Annotated in this window: 16 protein-coding genes; 9 read left to right on the forward strand and 7 right to left on the reverse strand. The window is 61.8% G+C overall.

Translation table 11 applies throughout. The annotated features are described in order from the left end of the window. Positions 1-25: 25 nt before the first annotated feature. A complete protein-coding gene (locus B9Z48_RS02455) occupies positions 26-319 on the reverse strand; it encodes an RNA-binding protein (protein WP_089952758.1) in 294 nt (97 codons plus the stop codon). A 662-nt stretch (positions 320-981) separates the two neighbouring features. Between B9Z48_RS02455 and rfbA the strand changes: the two genes are divergently transcribed. Together rfbA and rfbC are read left to right on the forward strand one after the other, a co-directional pair. Beyond that, positions 982-1,851: a glucose-1-phosphate thymidylyltransferase RfbA gene (gene rfbA / locus B9Z48_RS02460; RefSeq protein WP_089953553.1), complete on the forward strand. Its 870-nt coding sequence runs from the start codon at positions 982-984 to the stop codon at positions 1,849-1,851. Positions 1,852-1,942: 91 nt separating this feature from the next. After that, positions 1,943-2,494: a dTDP-4-dehydrorhamnose 3,5-epimerase gene (rfbC, locus tag B9Z48_RS02465; protein WP_089952756.1), complete on the forward strand. Its 552-nt coding sequence runs from the start codon at positions 1,943-1,945 to the stop codon at positions 2,492-2,494. 9 nt (positions 2,495-2,503) lie between these two features. On the opposite strand, the gene galE is transcribed toward rfbC, so the two are convergent. Further along, positions 2,504-3,517 (reverse strand): UDP-glucose 4-epimerase GalE, encoded by a 1,014-nt coding sequence (galE, locus tag B9Z48_RS02470; RefSeq protein ID WP_108377019.1) that lies wholly within the window; start codon positions 3,515-3,517, stop codon positions 2,504-2,506. Between the two features lie 6 nt (positions 3,518-3,523). Next, the gene (purT, locus tag B9Z48_RS02475) at positions 3,524-4,660 is read right to left on the reverse strand and encodes a formate-dependent phosphoribosylglycinamide formyltransferase (RefSeq protein WP_108377020.1); all 1,137 of its coding nucleotides are present in this window, start codon (positions 4,658-4,660) and stop codon (positions 3,524-3,526) included. Positions 4,661-4,789: 129 nt separating this feature from the next. Here purT and B9Z48_RS02480 point away from each other — a divergent pair, with 129 nt between their 5' ends. From B9Z48_RS02480 to B9Z48_RS02500, 4 genes are all read left to right on the forward strand, one after another. Continuing rightward, positions 4,790-6,004, forward strand: coding sequence for an efflux RND transporter periplasmic adaptor subunit (locus B9Z48_RS02480; RefSeq protein WP_158273194.1), 1,215 nt, complete (start codon positions 4,790-4,792; stop codon positions 6,002-6,004). Positions 6,005-6,016: 12 nt separating this feature from the next. Continuing rightward, complete coding sequence (locus B9Z48_RS02485; RefSeq protein WP_108377187.1) at positions 6,017-7,249, forward strand: FtsX-like permease family protein; 1,233 nt, start codon at positions 6,017-6,019, stop codon at positions 7,247-7,249. Continuing rightward, the gene (locus tag B9Z48_RS02490; RefSeq protein WP_108377022.1) at positions 7,242-7,934 is read left to right on the forward strand and encodes an ABC transporter ATP-binding protein; all 693 of its coding nucleotides are present in this window, start codon (positions 7,242-7,244) and stop codon (positions 7,932-7,934) included. The genes B9Z48_RS02485 and B9Z48_RS02490 overlap by 8 nt, the downstream gene beginning before the upstream one ends. A gap of 1,534 nt (positions 7,935-9,468) precedes the next feature. Further along, positions 9,469-9,717 carry a hypothetical protein gene (locus B9Z48_RS02500; RefSeq protein WP_146186220.1) on the forward strand — a complete coding sequence of 83 codons (249 nt, stop codon included), beginning with the start codon at positions 9,469-9,471 and terminating at the stop codon, positions 9,715-9,717. Positions 9,718-10,302: 585 nt separating this feature from the next. Here B9Z48_RS02500 and B9Z48_RS02505 read toward each other — a convergent pair. Both B9Z48_RS02505 and B9Z48_RS02510 read right to left on the reverse strand, forming a co-directional pair. After that, positions 10,303-10,545: a DUF2783 domain-containing protein gene (locus B9Z48_RS02505; protein ID WP_089956263.1), complete on the reverse strand. Its 243-nt coding sequence runs from the start codon at positions 10,543-10,545 to the stop codon at positions 10,303-10,305. Positions 10,546-10,563: 18 nt separating this feature from the next. Beyond that, positions 10,564-12,249, reverse strand: a complete 1,686-nt coding sequence (locus tag B9Z48_RS02510; protein ID WP_108377025.1) for an FAD-dependent oxidoreductase — start codon at positions 12,247-12,249, stop codon at positions 10,564-10,566. A 211-nt stretch (positions 12,250-12,460) separates the two neighbouring features. Here B9Z48_RS02510 and B9Z48_RS02515 point away from each other — a divergent pair, with 211 nt between their 5' ends. Beyond that, positions 12,461-13,234 carry a FadR/GntR family transcriptional regulator gene (locus B9Z48_RS02515; RefSeq protein WP_089955366.1) on the forward strand — a complete coding sequence of 258 codons (774 nt, stop codon included), beginning with the start codon at positions 12,461-12,463 and terminating at the stop codon, positions 13,232-13,234. A 1-nt stretch (position 13,235) separates the two neighbouring features. Here B9Z48_RS02515 and B9Z48_RS02520 read toward each other — a convergent pair whose 3' ends face one another. Together B9Z48_RS02520 and B9Z48_RS02525 are read right to left on the reverse strand one after the other, a co-directional pair. Next, positions 13,236-14,255 (reverse strand): tripartite tricarboxylate transporter substrate binding protein, encoded by a 1,020-nt coding sequence (locus tag B9Z48_RS02520; RefSeq protein ID WP_089955370.1) that lies wholly within the window; start codon positions 14,253-14,255, stop codon positions 13,236-13,238. Positions 14,256-14,283: 28 nt separating this feature from the next. Then, entirely contained in the window at positions 14,284-15,156 is an 873-nt protein-coding gene (locus B9Z48_RS02525; protein WP_089955373.1) for an oxaloacetate decarboxylase, read from the reverse strand. Positions 15,157-15,227: 71 nt separating this feature from the next. Here B9Z48_RS02525 and B9Z48_RS02530 point away from each other — a divergent pair, with 71 nt between their 5' ends. Next, a complete protein-coding gene (locus B9Z48_RS02530; RefSeq protein ID WP_089955377.1) occupies positions 15,228-16,022 on the forward strand; it encodes an SDR family oxidoreductase in 795 nt (264 codons plus the stop codon). Positions 16,023-16,193: 171 nt separating this feature from the next. After that, on the forward strand, positions 16,194-16,718 hold the full coding sequence (locus B9Z48_RS02535) for a lipocalin family protein (RefSeq protein ID WP_228769170.1): 525 nt from the start codon (positions 16,194-16,196) through the stop codon (positions 16,716-16,718). Positions 16,719-17,130: the final 412 nt, after the last annotated feature.

Genomic DNA, 17,130 nt, shown 5'->3' on the forward strand with positions numbered 1-17,130 from the left:
GGCTTTTTGGGGCAACTGAAAAAGATCAGTTGCGGTTGTCGCGGTAACCGCTGCCATAGCCTGTGCTGGGCTCTTTGGGCTTGGAGATGTTCACCACAATGGAGCGACCACCGACCGACATGCCGTTCAGGCCTGTGATGGCAGCTTGGGCTTCTTCAGCGCTGGACATTTCAACGAAAGCGAAGCCTTTGGAGCGACCGGTGTCACGGTCCATCATGACTTTGGCTGACAAGACGCCGCCAAACTCGGAAAAATTTTGACGCAAGCTGGCGTCGTCGATGGTGTAAGGCAAGTTGCCTACGTAAATTTTGCTGCTCATGGTTGAGCCTTTCAGAGAGTGGCAAGCCAGTTTTGAGGACAAAACGGCTTGCAGGGGAAAAGCGGTTTCTGAGAAGATTCCGCCAGGAAAAGTGCCTTGCCTTGCGGCATGGGCACATTTATGGGGTGCGTGGGCTTGTTTGCAGCCAGTCGCGTGTCAGGTCAAGAACCCGACGTGCCGCCAGTTGGGTTGAGGCACACGGTTTGGGGGCCTCGTTGGGCTTCAAGTCCAGGCCTTGCAGACTTGCCAACACATGCCGAGAAAGGCAACGCGCTGGCTTGCGGGCGTGGACCCCATTGAACGGAGATGTCGGCGGCAAAGCGACGGTGGTGCCGGTGCGGGGAGTCAGCTGAGAAATCAAATCAAACAAATGGCAAACCATCCAGGGGTTTGCTGAGAGCTGTTGAGAAAAATACAGGTCTTGCAGCTCAGCAAGACGTGCAGTTCGAGTTCAATCGAAAAAAACAATCTGGCAACATTTCAGGCCATAAAGCCTTTGAAAACCGCCAGAAGAGCCTGATCATATTCCTCTTTCGACTATAAGTCAATTTCTTTATTTCAAATGGTTTTAATCCGAGGGCGAGAGAACCCTGCAAAAACGCGGTTCAAGTGTGAAGACCGCCAGGCCGTCACAGCAGGCCATTCATATAAAATGAATCATGATCAATCGAAAAGGCATCATCCTCGCAGGCGGCTCCGGCACCCGCCTGTACCCCGTGACCCAAGCGGTGAGCAAGCAGCTCATGCCGGTGTACGACAAGCCCATGGTGTATTACCCGCTGACCACGCTCATGCTGGCGGGCATCCGCGATGTGCTGCTCATCAGCACGCCGCAAGACACGCCACGTTTTGCCGAGCTGCTGGGCGACGGCAGCCAGTGGGGCATGAACATCCAGTACGCGGTGCAGCCCAGCCCCGACGGTTTGGCACAAGCCTTCATCATTGGCAAGGATTTTGTGGGCAACGATCCGAGCGCCTTGGTGTTGGGCGACAACATTTATTACGGCCATGACCTGGTCAAGCTCTTGGCCAATGCCAACCAGCGCAGCAGCGGAGCCAGCGTGTTTGCCTACCATGTGCACGACCCTGAGCGCTATGGTGTGGTGGATTTTGACGCACAGCAGCGTGCACTGACCATTGAGGAAAAGCCCAAGACGCCCAAAAGCAACTATGCCGTCACGGGCCTGTATTTCTACGACCAACAGGTGTGCGACATCGCCGCTGACATCCAGCCCTCGCCACGCGGCGAGCTTGAAATCACCGACGTGAACAAACGCTACCTGGAACTGGGCCAATTGAACGTCGAGATCATGGGCCGGGGCTATGCCTGGCTGGACACGGGCACACATGACAGTTTGCTCGAAGCCGCGGGCTTTATTGCCACGCTGCAAAAGCGCCAAGGCTTGATGGTGGCTTGCCCTGAGGAAATTGCGTTCACGCAAAAGTGGATCGACGCGGCGGCCGTTCAAAAACTGGCGGCCCCCTTGGCCAAAAACGGCTACGGTCAGTATTTGCTGAACTTGCTCAAATGAATGCCTCGCAAGTCGGTGGTTTGAACGCCGACCTGCGTGTTTGAAAAATCCATCTCGGGGCATTGGCCTCCGACCTCGCAGGTTCCACGTCATGCCTTACACCGTCACCCCCACCGCCATCCCTGAAGTCCTGATCCTAGAGCCCCAGGTGTTTGGTGATGCGCGTGGTTTTTTCTTCGAATCCTTTAACCAGCGTGACTTTGCCGAGAAGACCGGTGTGAACCTGCCTTTTGTGCAAGACAACCACAGCAAGTCGGCGCAAGGCGTGCTGCGCGGTTTGCACTACCAGATTCAAAATCCCCAAGGCAAGCTGGTGCGGGTGGTGCAGGGCCGGGTTTTTGATGTGGCGGTGGATTTGCGCCAAAGCTCAGCCACCTTGGGCCAATGGGTGGGGGTGTATCTGGATGCGGACAAACACCAGCAACTGTGGGTGCCGCCAGGCTTTGCACACGGCTTTGTGGTGCTGAGCGAAACGGCCGAATTTTTGTACAAAACCACCGATTATTGGTACCCCGCGCACGAGCGCAGCCTGCGCTGGGACGATCCCACCCTTGGCATCGAGTGGCCCATGCAGGGCCTGCCTCAATTGGCGGCGAAAGACGCAGCAGCGCACCTGTGGGACCAAGCCGAAAAATTTGCCTGAAGCTGGCCCTCAATACCCCTTGGGATTTTGCGACTGCCAGCGCCATGCGTCTTCGCACATGCGCTCCACACCCAACTGGGCCTGCCAGCCCAGAGCTTGGCGGGCCAGCTGGGTGTCGGCATAGCAGGCCGCCACATCGCCCGGGCGGCGTGCAACAAACCGGTAGGGCACGGGCACACCTGTGACGCGGGCAAAGGTGTCGGCCAATTCCTTGACACTGACACCGCGCCCAGTGCCCAGGTTGACCGTGATGCTGGCTTGCTGCTTTTCCAGGTAATTCAGCGCAGCCAAATGGCCCAAGGCCAGATCGACCACATGGATGTAGTCGCGCACGCCCGTGCCATCGGGCGTGGGGTAGTCCTGGCCAAAAATGCTCAAAAACTCGCGTTGACCCACCGCCACTTGGGTGATGAAGGGCATCAAGTTGTTGGGAATGCCGTTGGGGTGTTCGCCGATGCGGCCGCTGATGTGCGCCCCCACCGGGTTGAAGTAACGCAGGATGGCCACTTGCCAGCGGGCATCTGAGGCCTGCAGGTCGCGCAAGATGTCCTCGCACATGAGCTTGGTGCGCCCATAGGGGTTGGTCACGCGCAAAGGGCTGGCTTCGTGGATGGGGACCTGATCGGGGTCGCCATAAACCGTGGCCGATGAACTGAACACGATGCGGCGAACGTCTGCACGGTCCATGGCTTGCAACAGGGCCAGGGTGCTGCCAATGTTGTTGTCAAAGTAGCGCACAGGCTGAGCCACCGATTCGCCCACAGCTTTGAGGCCCGCAAAATGGATCACGCCCTCGATGGGGTGGTCTTTGAAAATCTGATCGAGTGCCGCACCATCGCGCACATCGGCCTGCACAAAGCTCAAGTGCCCACTGGCCAACGCCTGGATGCGGCCCAGCACCTCGATGCTGCTGTTGCCCAGGTTGTCCACGATGACAACGCGGTGACCCGCGTTCAGGAGTTCAACGGCAGTGTGCGAGCCGATGTAGCCCGCACCCCCCGTGATGAGAATGGTCTTGGACATGAACGTTCAAACCACCACGCGGATTTTGGCGGCAGCGTCCCGCGCCCTTTGCAGGGCTTGGGGGCCTTGGGCCAAGGCCACGGCCATGCGCCTGTAAGGCCGGGTGGTGGGCTTGCCAAACAAACGCACATCGACACCGGGCTCGCTGAGCGCCTCTTCTACGCCGGTGAATCGGGGGTGTGTGCCTTCCTTGTCGGCCAGCACCACGGCGCTGGCACCTTCCACGCAGTCGATCTGTGGAATCGGCAGGCCCAAAATGGCGCGGGCGTGCAAATCGAATTCGCTCAGGTTCTGGCTGATGAGCGTCACCATGCCGGTGTCGTGTGGTCGGGGGCTGAGCTCGCTGAAGATCACTTCGGTTGGCGTGACAAAAAACTCCACGCCAAACAGGCCCGCGCCGCCCAAGTCGGTGGTGACTTTTTCGGCCATTTGCTGCGCTGCGAGCAGATGCTCGGGTTTCATGCCCTGAGGCTGCCAGCTGTATTGGTAATCGCCGCGCTCTTGCACATGGCCAATGGGGGGACAAAACAGCGTGGGGCCTTTGCGCTGACGCACGGTCAGCAGGGTGATTTCATAGTCAAAGTGAATGAATTCTTCGACGATGACTTTTTGGCGGTCGCCGCGCATGCCCGCGCAGGCATAGTCCCAACTGGTTTGCACATCGGCAGCGTTTTTGGCCACGCTTTGGCCCTTGCCCGATGAGCTCATGACCGGCTTGATGACAACGGGAAAACCAATGTCGGTGGCGCGTGCCAGCAGTTCGGCGGCCGAGTCGGCATAGCTGAACTTGGCGGTGCGCACGCCCAGGCCCACGGCCACGTCGCGGATGCGGTCGCGGTTCATGGTCAAGTTGGCGGCGCGGGCGCTGGGGATGACTTCAAAGCCTTCTTTTTCCACATCGAGCAGCACTTCGGTGCGGATGGCTTCGATCTCGGGGACGATCAAATCGGGCTGGTATTGGGCAATCGCGGCGCGCAGTGGGGCTTCGTCGAGCATGCTGAACACGCAAAACTCGTCGGCCACTTGCATGGCAGGAGCACCCGCATAGCTGTCGCAGGCGATGACGTGGCAACCCAGGCGTTTGGCGCTGATGACGAATTCTTTGCCAAGTTCACCAGAACCCAAAAGCAGTATTTTTTTCATAAGGATAAGGAAGGTGTCAAGAAGGGACAGTCCTTATTGTTGCTCAGTTGCCTGACGCAAGACCTGCGCAGGGTGTCTTCTTGACCTGGATCATCAAGCTCAACGCATGGGACCCCCACAATGGGCCGCATGAATGCTGTTTGGTCCTGGATTCGCCCACACATCGGCCAATTGTTGTGGGGCGTGCTGTTCCTTTTTTTGGGCGCTACCGCACTGCGCTGGTGGGTGGGGCCTCAGGTGCAGACCGAGGCGGTGCAGCGCCGTGATTTGTTGCAAACCGTGGTGGCCAGTGGCCGGGTGGAGACACCGCACCGGGTGGACATCGGCGCGCAGATCACCGGGACAGTGGCGCGTGTGCCTGTGGCCGAAGGGCAGGTGGTCAAGGCGGGCGATGTGCTGATTGAATTGGCCAGCACCGAGCTGGAGTCTGCCCAGCGGCAGGCCGAGCAGGCCGTGATGCAGGCCAAGGGCAGGTTGCGGCAGTTGAACGACTTGCAGGGGCCGGTGGTGCAGCAAACGCTGCGTCAGGCCCAGGCCAGTCTGGACGCGGCGCGGGCCAGCGGGCAGCGCAATTTGGCTTTGTTCGAGCAGGGCTTCATTGGCCAGGCGGCGCTGGACGAGTCGCACAAGGCCTTGGCTCTGGCCGAAGCCCAAGTGTTGGCCGCGCAAAAACAAGTGGCCTCGACCCAGGCTGGCGGTGCTGAGCACAGCCTGGCCACGGGCGCTGTGGCCGAGGCGCAGGCCAACGCCGAAGGGGTCAGGGCCAAAGCCCGCTATGCGGTGATCAAGGTGCCCGTGAGCGGGCAGCTGATTGGCCGCAGCGTGGAGGTGGGCGATGTGGTGCAAGCGGGCAAGGTCTTGATGACTTTGTCACCCGAAGGGGCCACGCAGCTGGTGGTGCAGATCGATGAAAAGAACCTGCGTTGGATCGCATTGGGGCAGCAGGCATTGGCCTCGGCCGATGCCTACCCGCAGCAAAAATTCAAGGCCCAAGTGGCCTACATCAACCCCGGCATCAATGCCCAGACGGGCGCGGTGGAGGTCAAGCTCGATGTCAGTGAACCTGTTCAAACCTTGCGGCAGGACATGACCGTCTCGGTGGACTTGGTGGTGGCACGCAAAGCGCAGGTGTTGGCCTTGCAGGTGGGGCACGTCAACGACATCAACGGACCCGCGCCTTGGGTGTGGCTGCGCGATGCGGGTCATGCGGTGCGCCGCCCGGTGCGGCTGGGCTTGCGCGGTGGCGCGTGGGTCGAGGTGCTGGACGGCTTGCGCGAGGGCGATGCCGTGATCACATCGCCCATTGCTTTGCGCGAAGGCCAGCGCGTGCGTGCGCAACCTTGATTGGGCCGCAGCATGTTCAAGCCTTGGGTACCCTTTGAATGGATTGTGGCCATCCGCTTTTTGCGTGAAGGCCGCATGCAGACGGTGTTCATTTTGGTGGGCGTGGCCATTGGGGTGGGCGTGATCGTGTTCATGTCGGCGCTGATGGCGGGCTTGCAGGGCAACTTCATCGCGCGGGTGCTGTCGGCGCAGGCGCACATTCAGCTTTTGCCGCCCCAAGAGTTCACCCGCACTTTGCACACGGCCACGCCCAGCGAGGTGAATGCCGCCATCGTGCAGCCGCCTTTGCAAAGGCTCAAATCGATGGACCAATGGCAATCCTTGATCACCACGGTGCGCGACATGCCCGATGTGACGGTGGTCTCGCCCGTGGTCGGCGGCTCGGCGCTGGCGGTGCGTGGCAGTGCCAGCCGGGCGATCGGTCTGACGGGGGTGGAGCCCGAGGGCTATTTCCAGATCGTCAAGCTGCCCGACAAAATCGTGCGCGGCACCCCACGCCTGACGGGGCAAGACATGTTGATCGGCACCGATCTGGCCAGCGACTTGGGCGTGGATGTGGGCGACAAACTGCGCGTGACCAATGCCGCAGGCGTGGCCACCACCTTGACCATCAGCGGCGTGTTTGACCTGGGCAACAAGGGGGCCAACCAGCGCAGCACCTTTGTGGCGCTGCGCACCGCCCAAAGCCTGCTGGGCTTGCTGGGTGGGGTGACCAGCATCGAAGTCACCGTGCGCGATGTGTACGCGGCCGAAGTCATCGCCCAGCGCATTCAGGTGGCCACCGGGGTGCAGGCCGACAGCTGGATCAAGACCGGGGCACAGTTTTTTGCAGCGGTGAGTGCGCAAAGCACCGCCAACACGGCCATCCGGTTTTTTGTGGGCCTGTCGGTGGCCTTTGGCATTGCCAGCGTGCTGGTGGTGTCGGTGGTGCAAAAGTCGCGCGAGATCGGGATCATGCGGGCCATGGGCATTTCACGCGGGCAGGTGCTGCGCGTGTTTTTGTTGCAAGGCGGCTTGCTGGGCTGGGGTGGCGCGGTGCTGGGCTGCGTGGTGGGTGCTTTGGGGCTGGTGCTGTGGCAGCACCTGGCCTTGAATGCCGATGGCACGTCGCTGTTTCCGCTGGTGCTCGACCCGACCTTGTTTGCGCTGGCGCTGGGACTGGCCACACTGACGGGCTTGGCCGCAGCCTATGCGCCAGCCTTGAGGGCGGCGCGTCTGGACCCGGTGGAGGCGATCCATGGATAAGTCGGATGTGGTGGTGCGCTTGCAAGGCGTGCGCAAAGCCTTCAACGTGGGCACCGGCATCGAGACCGAGGTGCTGCACGGCATTGACCTGACGCTGCACCGGGGCGACTTTTGTGCGGTGATGGGGCCCTCGGGCTCGGGCAAGAGCACCTTGCTCAACATCATCGGTTTGCTGGACCGGCCCACCTCGGGCCTGCTGCAGATGGCGGGCGAAGAAACCACGCTGTTGGCCGACCAAGCCCTGACGCGCTTGCGCGGCCACCACATTGGCTTTGTGTTCCAGTACCACCACCTGATCTCGGCCTTCACGGCACTCGAGAACGTGATGATGCCCCTGCTGGGTGCTGCAGGCTTCCCGAATCAGGCCATGCGCGAGCGGGCCGAAGCCTTGTTGGAGAGTGTGGGCCTGACGCCTTGGAAAAACAACATGGCCAACAACTTGAGCGGCGGGCAGCAACAGCGTGTGTCTTTGGCCCGTGCCTTGGCCATGAACCCGGCCTTGCTCTTGGCCGATGAGCCTACCGGCAACCTGGACACCAAAAGTGCAGATGCCGTGTTTGCGCTGCTGCGCCGCATCAACCAAGAGCAGGGCACCACCGTGCTGCTGGTCACACACAACCCCGAGCTGGGCAGGCGCTGCGACAAGACCATCCAGGTGGTGGATGGCCTGATCCAGACGGATTGAGTCCAGTTTGATGAAGTATCGCGCAACGGGTATGTCCTGCACTGTGTAGGAGCCCCGCCCTCGGGGCGAGGGTGCGTGGTCTGCGAGGGTTTTCGCGACGGGGGCGTCGCTCCTACAGGGGGTATGCCCTGCAAGTTGATCGCGACGGGGGCGTCGCGCCCACAAAGGGCATGCCCTGCATTGTGTGGGAGCCCCGCCCTCGGGGCGATGGGGTGTGGTCTGCGAGGGTTTTCGCGACGGGGGCGTCGCTCCTAGTGCGCCCGTGAAGGCGCGTACACAGCATGGTGAGAGTCCATGTCGGGGTAAGCCAAGGCCCCGTAGTCGAAGGTAACTGCGTCGCTGCGAAGCGGGGTGGAGAGCAACCGGAGGCGAACTGGCGGTGCGCAGTAAAGCGAACTCGATTCGGCAGGGAGTGGCGGCGAGCTGGCTAGGAGAAGGCGAAGCCTGAAACACATCGCATGCGTTGTTTTGGTGGATAAAACGACATGCGGGCCACCCATGTGGTTGGAGGCGCAACGTCAGGAAGTGTGCGTGAGATAAGCGGGGAGAGCTGTGGCCTGAGGTGACGGGCTGCAGCAGTCAGAGCCATCGTAGTAGCGATGGGCTGCCAGAGCAGACAGGGCCAAACCGCACTGGAAACGGTGTGTGCAAACGAGAGTTTGAAATGACCGGGGTGCGCCCCTTGAGCCTAAACCGAGCAGACGGCAGCCTGAGAAATGCGGAATAGGAAAGCCGCATGAGCCAAGGGTGGCAGGAAAGTGGATACGAAAAGGACAGAGATGAACGAGAGCGAAAGCGAAACGGTGGCAGTGCCTCTTAGGGCTAAACAAGCCGAGTCAGACCCTGCCCAATGGGCATGGGTGGACCGTGAAGTCTGGACGGATCGTATGTTGGCGGCGCTGGGCAACGGCGTCAAAGGAAACAATTGGTCAATGATGGCCAAACGCGTACTTCGCAGAGTTGGGGCTGTTCACCATGACGCAGGTCCGATTGAAAGCGAGCCAATCCCGATGTGGAAACCACTGACTGGAGAGCCGTGTGCGGGAAAACCGCACGCACGGTTCGGAGGGAGGGGAGGCCTTGGCCTTTCCTACCCCTATCGGGGGAGTGCCCTGCATTTTGTAGGAGCCCCGCCCTCGGGGCGATGGGCGGTGGTCTGCGAAGCTTGATCGCGACGAGGGCGTCGCTCCTACGGGGGGGTGCCCTGCGTTTTGTAGGAGCCCCGCCCTCGGGGCGATTCTTGGTGGTCTGCGAGGCTTGATCGCGACGAGGGCGTCGCTCCTACGGGGGATTGCACTACCTTTTGTAGGAGCCCCGCCCCCGGGGCGATTCTTGGTGTTCTGCGAAGCTTGATCGCGACGAGGGGCGTCGGTCACACGGAAAAAGTCATTGGGCAGATCAATAAACCCTGTCTGTAATCAGATATTTACACTATTGAAAGTCAGTTCGACATTACACTGATCGAACATGCAACCCGAGGCCATGAAACCGCGCACCTCGGCGGTCCCTGATGGCTTTCAACCAGGAGATGGCCTTGAACATCTACATAGCACTGTTCCTCTTGTTTGGCGCAGTATTTGGTCTCTCGACGTATTCTTATCAGCACATCTTCAGCGAAGGGCCGCACAAGGTCGAGACACCCCAAGGGGGCTCCACCTTGGGCGGTCGCGTGTTGTGGGCCTTGGTCTGCAGTTTCTTGTGGCCCATCATGGTCCTCACCGGACTCAACTCAGCACGAATACTGGCCAAGCGAAAACGTCAAGCGGCGGCTGCAAACCATTGAGTGGCCTCGGGTTGACTGCTTGCCTGACGTCAACCAGGCATCCCCCCCTGTGACCTTCGCATCAACACTTTTTTGTAGGAGCGACGCCCCCGTCGCGATCACCCTCGCACACCCCCAAGCATCGCTCCGAGGGCGGGGCTCCTACAAAAAGCAGGGCATCTCCCCTGTAGGAGCGACGCCCCCGTCGCGATCACCCTCGCACACCACCAAGCATCGCCCCGAGGGCGGGGCTCCTACAAAATGCGGGGCATCTCCCTTGTAGGAGCGACGCCCCCGTCGCGATAAGTCTCGCAGACCCCTAAGCATCGCCCCGAGGGCGGGGCTCCTACAAAAAGCAGGGCATCTCCCCCTGTAGGAGCGACGCCCTCGTCGCGAAAAGCCTCGCACACCCCTAAGCATCGCCCCGAGGGCGGGGCTCCTACAAAATGCGGGGCATCTCCCATGTAGGAGCGACGCCCCCGTCGCGAAAAGCCTCGCACACCACAAGGAATCGCCCCGAGGGCGGGGCTCCCTCACGGATCGCGTCTCTGGCGTCTGCAGGCGACGCGGTGGATGCGGTGGGTTTTTAGCGGCCTTTCAAAGACCTCAGTCGGTTTGGCGGGCAGCCTGCAACGCCTCGCGCAACACGCGCAAGTCGCCAATGTGGTTGGCCAGCAGCAAGATCAGGCGGGCGTTGAGCGCCTCGCTTTGTTCGTCGCTCAGGCCGTTGTGCGCGTCGATCAGGTGTTCATAAAACTCGTCGCCAGGCGAAAAGTCGCGGAAGAATCGGCGGCCGGTTTCGTGGAAATTGGGCGCGGTGTTCAGGGCGGTGGGGGTGTTGGTGGGCATTTCTGTTTTCTCTTCCATTCAGGCCTGTGCGCCCACTTGCCCCAAGGCACGGGCCAGGGCCGTTTGCAGCCGGGCACTGTCCAGGCTGCGCCAGCGGGCCAGCACATGCTGGTCGGGGCGCAGCAAATAGGTGGTGCCGGGCTGGGCGTCGTAGCGCTTGGCCATCAGGCCTTGGGCGTCGACGATGACGGTGATGCCGGGGACGTCGAGCGCATGCGGGGTGACGATGAGGGGGGTGACTTGGACGGGCTCATTCGCGCACAGGGGTGCGCTCCTACAGGATGCCAGTTGCGCCAGCACCTCGGGCGAAGGCGGGGCATCGGCAAACAGCATCACTTGAAACCCCTTGCCCACTTGGTCCAGCAGCCAGGCGTCTTGGCCGTCCACTTGCACGGGCGCATCGTCCATCGGTGCGCCGGGCACCATTTGGCCTTCAAAGGCGTCGGCATCGGGCGTGTTGAGCACCGAGTCGGTCAGGAAAGACGGCATGGACAAGCGGCCCGAGTTGACCAGCTTGCGCGCAAAGGGGTGGTGCTTGGCCAGCGCCAGCACCTGGTTGCGGAAGGTCTTGCTGGTGCGGCTCTTGGGCGTGATGAAGTCGGTCGAGCGCGTCGAGTTCATGATGTTCTCGTCGGCTGCAAACTGCCGGTCCATCGCGTAGGTGTCGAGCAATTTTTCGCTGGCCTGCCCCTTGATCACCAGGCCCAGTTTCCACATCAAATCGTCCGCGTCCTGAAAGCCCGAGTTGGCCCCGCGTGCGCCAAAAGGTGAGACCTGGTGCGCCGCATCGCCCACAAACAGCACACGGCCATGGCGAAAGTCGGTCATGCGGCGGCACTGGAAGGTGTAGATGCTGACCCACTCCAACTCAAACGGGCGGTCATCGCCCAGCATGGCCTTCAGGCGCGGGATGACTTTTTCGGGTTTCTTTTCTTCTTCGGGGTCGGCGTCCCAGCCGAGCTGAAAATCGATGCGCCAGACGTTGTTGCTTTGCTTGTGCAGCAGAACGCTCTGGTTGGGGTGAAACGGCGGGTCGAACCAGAACCAGCGCTCGGCGGGGTAGTCGGCTTTCATGATCACGTCGGCGATCAAGAAGCGGTCCTGAAACACGCGGCCTTCAATGTCCAGCCCCAGATGGCGGCGGATTGGGCTGCGTGCACCGTCGGCCACCACCAGCCAGTCGGCCTCGATGTCAAAGTGGCCTTCGGGCGTTTCCACCGAGAGCGTGGCGTGCGTGTCGTGACGCGTCACCGCCGTCACCTTGTGCTGCCAGCGGATGTCGGCCCCCAATTCGAGTGCGCGTGCAATCAGCATTTCCTCAACGTGGTACTGCTGCAGGTTGATCATGCCGGGGCGCTTGTGGCCCGCATCGGGCACCAGGTTGAACTGGTAGACCTCGTCTTCTTCCAAAAAAGTGCGGCCGATGTTCCAGCTCACGCCTAAGCCGCAGGCCTCGTCGGCAATGCCCAGGCGGTCCAGGATTTCGAGCGAGCGCTTGGCGTAACACACCGCCCGCGAACCGACCGAGACGGTCTTGTCGTCGTCCAGCACCAGCACGTCCAAGCCTTGCAAACGCGCATCGATGGCCGCCGCCAAGCCCACCGGCCCTGCACCAATCACGATCAGCGGTTTGCGCTGCGGCGGCGTGGCCATCAGGTCGGCAGGCGACTTGTAGGGATAAATCGGGTTGACGTAAGCACCCATGTGCACAGCTCCAAAATGGTCAAAAAGCACCCTGTGGTGCCCAGACTGTAATTTACCATTGATAAATCGGTTTACCTAAACGTAATTTTTCGCGTTGAGGGTTCAGCGTCCAACATGGTGGGTTGAACGCTCAACGCCCAACGACACCTGTTTGACAGCACCCCGTCGCATGGTCCGTTATGCTTGAACTTGTTTCTTGTATGACAACCACATGAGTCAACACTTCACCCCCGTCTCCAGCGGCGCTCGCCTGTCCGATCAGGTGGCCGAGCAATTGAGCGCCGAGATCAAGCAAGGTCGTTTGGCACCGGGCGACAAACTGCCCACCGAGGCGCGACTGGTTGAGCAGTTCGCCGTCAGCCGCACCGTGGTGCGCGAGGCGGTGTCGCGCCTCAAATCGCTGGGCTTGGTGGATTCGCGCCAGGGCAGTGGGGTGTTTGTGAGTGTGCAGCAGCCTTTTGCGCCCCTGAACTTCGAAGCCCGGCATGCTGCTTCGCAAGAGGCGGTGGTTCAGATCGTGGAGGTGCGCCGCGCCCTGGAGGCCGAGGTGGCAGCGCTGGCGGCTGAGCGGCGCAGTGCCAGCGACCTGCAGGCCATCGAGCAGGCGGTCCAGGCGCTGGACCAAGCCGTGCAGTCGGGTGGTGATGGCGTGGCCGAGGATGTGAATTTTCACCGCGCCATTGCCGAGGCCACGCGCAATCCATTTTTGATCCAGACGCTGGGCTATCTGAGCCAGTTTTTGCACGGGGCCACCCAGGTGACCCGGGCCAACGAGGCCCGGCGCGGTGACTTTGCGGCCGCTGTGCGCAGCGAGCACCAGGCCATCTTGCAGGCCGTGCAGGCGGGTGATCCCGAGCGGGCACGCGAAGCTGCTTCCGCCCACATGGGCAACGCCATTGGCCGCATTCGCAAAGCCGATCCGGTGTTCTGGGTGCAAGAAGGCGAGCGGCTGGCGCAGCCCCTGGTCAAGGGGCTGCAGGGCTGAGTTACTCGGCCTTGATGTTGGCCGCCTTGACCACCGCCGCATAGCGCGACAGGTCACGCGCCATGTCGCGGCCAAACTTCTCGGGGCCGCCCGGGCTGGCCGTGATGCCCAGGGTGTTCAGGCGCTCGCGCACGGCCGGGTCGTTCAAGACCACATTCAGCTCGGTGTTGAGTTTGTCCACAATCGCCCGGGGCGTTTTGGCCGGGGCCAGCAAACCGACCCATGAGTTGATGTCGAAATCGGCCACACCCGCTTCGATGAAGGTCGGCACCTCGGGCATGGACGGGGCGCGTTGTGCGCTGGACACCGCCACCGCATGCAACTTGCCCGACTTGACGTGCGAAATCGCCCCCGCCACGGCGGTGTAGACCAGCGGAATGTTGCCGCCCATCACATCGATCATGGCCTGACCGCCGCCTTTGTAGGGGATGTGCGTGAGGTTGGCCCCCGTGCGCTGCTTGAGCAATTCACCGGCAATGTGGGGGGTGCCGCCCGTGCCGGAGGTGCCATACGACAGGCCGCCCGACTGGGTTTTGGACAGGGCGATCACTTCCTGCAGCGTCTTGGCCTTCACGCCGGGGTGCGCCACCAAAATCAAAATCGCATCGCCAATTTTGCCGATGGGGGCAAAGTCTTTGGCGGTGTCAAAACCCACTTTGGGAAACACATGGGGGTTGATCACCATCGTTCCGTCAAAGCCCAAGAGCAAGGTGTAGCCATCGGGTTCGGCCGTGGCCACCATTTGTGTGCCGATGTTGCCCGAGGCACCGGGTTTGTTGTCCACGATCACCTGCTGGCCCAAGCGCTTGGACAGCTGCTCGGCAATCAGGCGGCCGCTGGTGTCGGTCACGCCGCCGGTCGCAAAGGGAACCACCAGGCGAATGGGTTTGGCGGGGTAGGCTGCTTGGGCAGCGGCTGTGCCAGCGCTCAGGGCCAGGCCGCCGCAGGCAGCGGCCATCAAGCCCGTGCTGAGCGCGGCTTTGAGCCATTGGCGTCGGGGTGTTGGGGTCTTCTGGGTCATCGTTGTCTCCAATGGGTTTGTAGGTGAATCAATTGGTTTCAGCGTAGCGCTTTTCAAAAGCCCACACGTCTTCAAAACCCATGAGCTTCGTCAGGTCGGCAAAGTCGTACAAAGGCGTGCTGCCTTGGGCCGACGAGCCGGTGTCTTTGAACTGCTGGTACACCTGCGTCATGGCCTGCACACCCGCCAGCAAGGCCGTGACGGGGAAGATGGCGATCTTGTAGCCCAGCGCTTCCAGCTCGGGCTTCGTCAGCACCGGGGTGCGGCCTTTTTCGACCATGTTGGCCACCAGCGGCACATCAAAGCTTTGGCCGATGCGGCGCATTTCTTCTTCGGACTCGGGCGACTCGACAAACAAGATGTCGGCACCGGCTTTGGCGTAAGCCTCGGCCCGGCGCAGCGCCTCGTCCAGGCCCAGCGTGGTGCGGGCGTCGGTGCGGGCGATGATCAAAAAGTCTTTGGACTCGCGCGAGTCCACCGCCACCTGGATCTTGCGCACCATGTCGGCCATGGGGATCACGCGGCGGCCCGGCGTGTGGCCGCATTTTTTGGGGAACTCCTGGTCTTCGAGCTGGATGGCGCAAGCGCCTGCCGCCTCGTAGCCCCGGATGGTGTGGCGCATGTTGAGCAGGCCGCCGTAGCCAGTGTCGGCATCGGCAATGAGTGGCGTGCGGGCCATGCCCGCCATGGCGGTGACGCGGCCGACCATGTCGCTGTAGGTGGCAAGGCCCGCGTCGGGCAGGCCCATGTGCGAGGCCACGGTGCCATAGCCGGTCATGTACAGCGCATCAAAGCCAAAGCTGTCGGCCAGGCGCAGCGAGACCATGTCAAACACACCGGGGGCGACCACCAGGCCAGCTTGGTTCAATCGCGCACGCAGCGCAGAGGTTTTGGAATTCATGGAACAGGACTTGTGCAAGAGTGATTAAAGTGACATGGTCAGAATTTTTGATTTCATCAGATAACAACACCATGGACCTGCACCTAAGCGACAAACACATCCTCATCACCGGCGGCAGCAAAGGCATTGGCCTGGCCTGTGCGCGGGGCTTTTTGGCCGAAGGCGCCCGCGTGAGCCTGGTCTCGCGTGACAGCGCCAACCTCGAGGCCGCACGCGCCCAGCTGCAGGCCACATTTCCCGCCGAGCGCATCCACACCGTGGCCGCCAATTTGCGCGACGCCTCGGCCGCCTTGGTGGCCCTGAACGCGGCCGAAGCCGCGTTCGGCCCCGTCGACGTGTTGGTCAACTCGGCGGGTGCGGCCAAGCGCACACCCGCCCCCGAGCTCACACCCGAGGCCTTTGCCGACGCCATGCAGGCCAAGTACTTCACCACCATCCACATGGTCACGCCCTGCATCCAGCGCATGGCCGCACGCGGGCAAGGCGCGGTGGTGAACGTGGTGGGCAACGGCGGCAAAGTGGCCAGCCCCATCCACCTGCCCGGTGGCGCGGCCAACGCGGCGCTGATGCTGGTGAGCGCGGGCTTGGCCGCTGCTTATGGGGCGCAGGGCGTCCGCGTGAATGCCGTCAACCCCGGCCTCACCCTGACCGACCGCCTCAACGAAGGCTTGGCCGCTGAAGCCCGACTCAAAGGCATCAGCCCCGACGAGGTCATGGCCCAGTCGGTCGCCAAAATTCCGCTGGGCCGCATGGCCGAGCCCGAAGAAATCGCCAACGCCGTGCTTTTTTTGGCCTCGTCCAAAGCCAGCTACGTCACCGGCATTTGCATGAGCATGGACGGCGCACTGAACCCGATCGTGGTGTAACGGACAGACGCTGTGTGATCGCTGTGGCAAGCTTGCTGCAGCGACACCGCCTTCCTGCGACTGCCCAGACACCTCCCAAAGGACAAGCCCATGAGCCCCACAACCCACGCGATGAATGCGCCTAAACGAGGGGCCGGTCAAGCCGCCACGCATCGAATGGCGGCAGCTCTGATGACTTTGGCCTTGACTGTTGGGGTGGCCATCGGCCCGGCGCAGGCCAACCCCGCGCCCTTGCAAACCGTGCCCTCGGTCGATGTGCCGCGCTACATGGGCACTTGGCACGAGATTGCCAAATACCCGAACTGGTTTCAGAAAAAATGCGTCAGCAGTACGCAGGCCACCTACACCCTGCAAGCCGACGGCCGGGTGCAGGTGCTCAACCGCTGCAAAACCGACAAGGGCGAATGGAGCGAGGCGCTGGGCGCAGCACGCCAAATCGGCGGACCGAACTCTCCCCGGCTCAAGGTGCGCTTTGCCCCCGAGTGGCTGTCCTTCATTCCCATGGTCTGGGGCGACTACTGGATCATCGATCTGGACCCGGACTACCAGTGGGTGGTGGTGAGCGAGCCTGATCGGGACTATTTGTGGATCTTGTCACGCACGCCCCAAATGCCTGCGGCCACCTACCAGGAATTGCTGGGCAAGCTGCACGACCGGGGCTTCGACCTGAAACGGATCGAACCCAGTAAACCTTGATTTGTCGACGCCAGAGTTAAAGGCGGTCGCCCCACAAAGGCCCGCCCTTCGGTGAAGTTTTTACCCAGTGTCGATCTTTTGTAGCCCGGAGCTTGAGCTCCGACAGTGGTTTCAATGGCGCTGGCCATCGGGGCTGAGCCAAGGCCTCATGTCGGGGCTGAAGCCGCCGACCTACAAAGCCGGTGCTTCTTCGGGGCAGAGGTATTTGGTAGGTCGGAGCTTCAGCTCCGACAGTGGTTTCAATGGCGCTGGCCATCGGGGCTGAGCCAAGGCCTCATGTCGGGGCTGAAGCCGCCGACCTGCGAAGCCGGTGCTTCTTTGGGGCAGAGGTATTTTGTAGGTCGGAGCTTCAGCTCCGACAGTGGTTTCAATGGCGCTGGCCATCGGTGCTGAGCCAAGGCCTCATGTCGGG

The organism is Limnohabitans sp. WS1, assembly GCF_003063265.1.
Lineage (GTDB): Bacteria > Pseudomonadota > Gammaproteobacteria > Burkholderiales > Burkholderiaceae_C > Limnohabitans_A.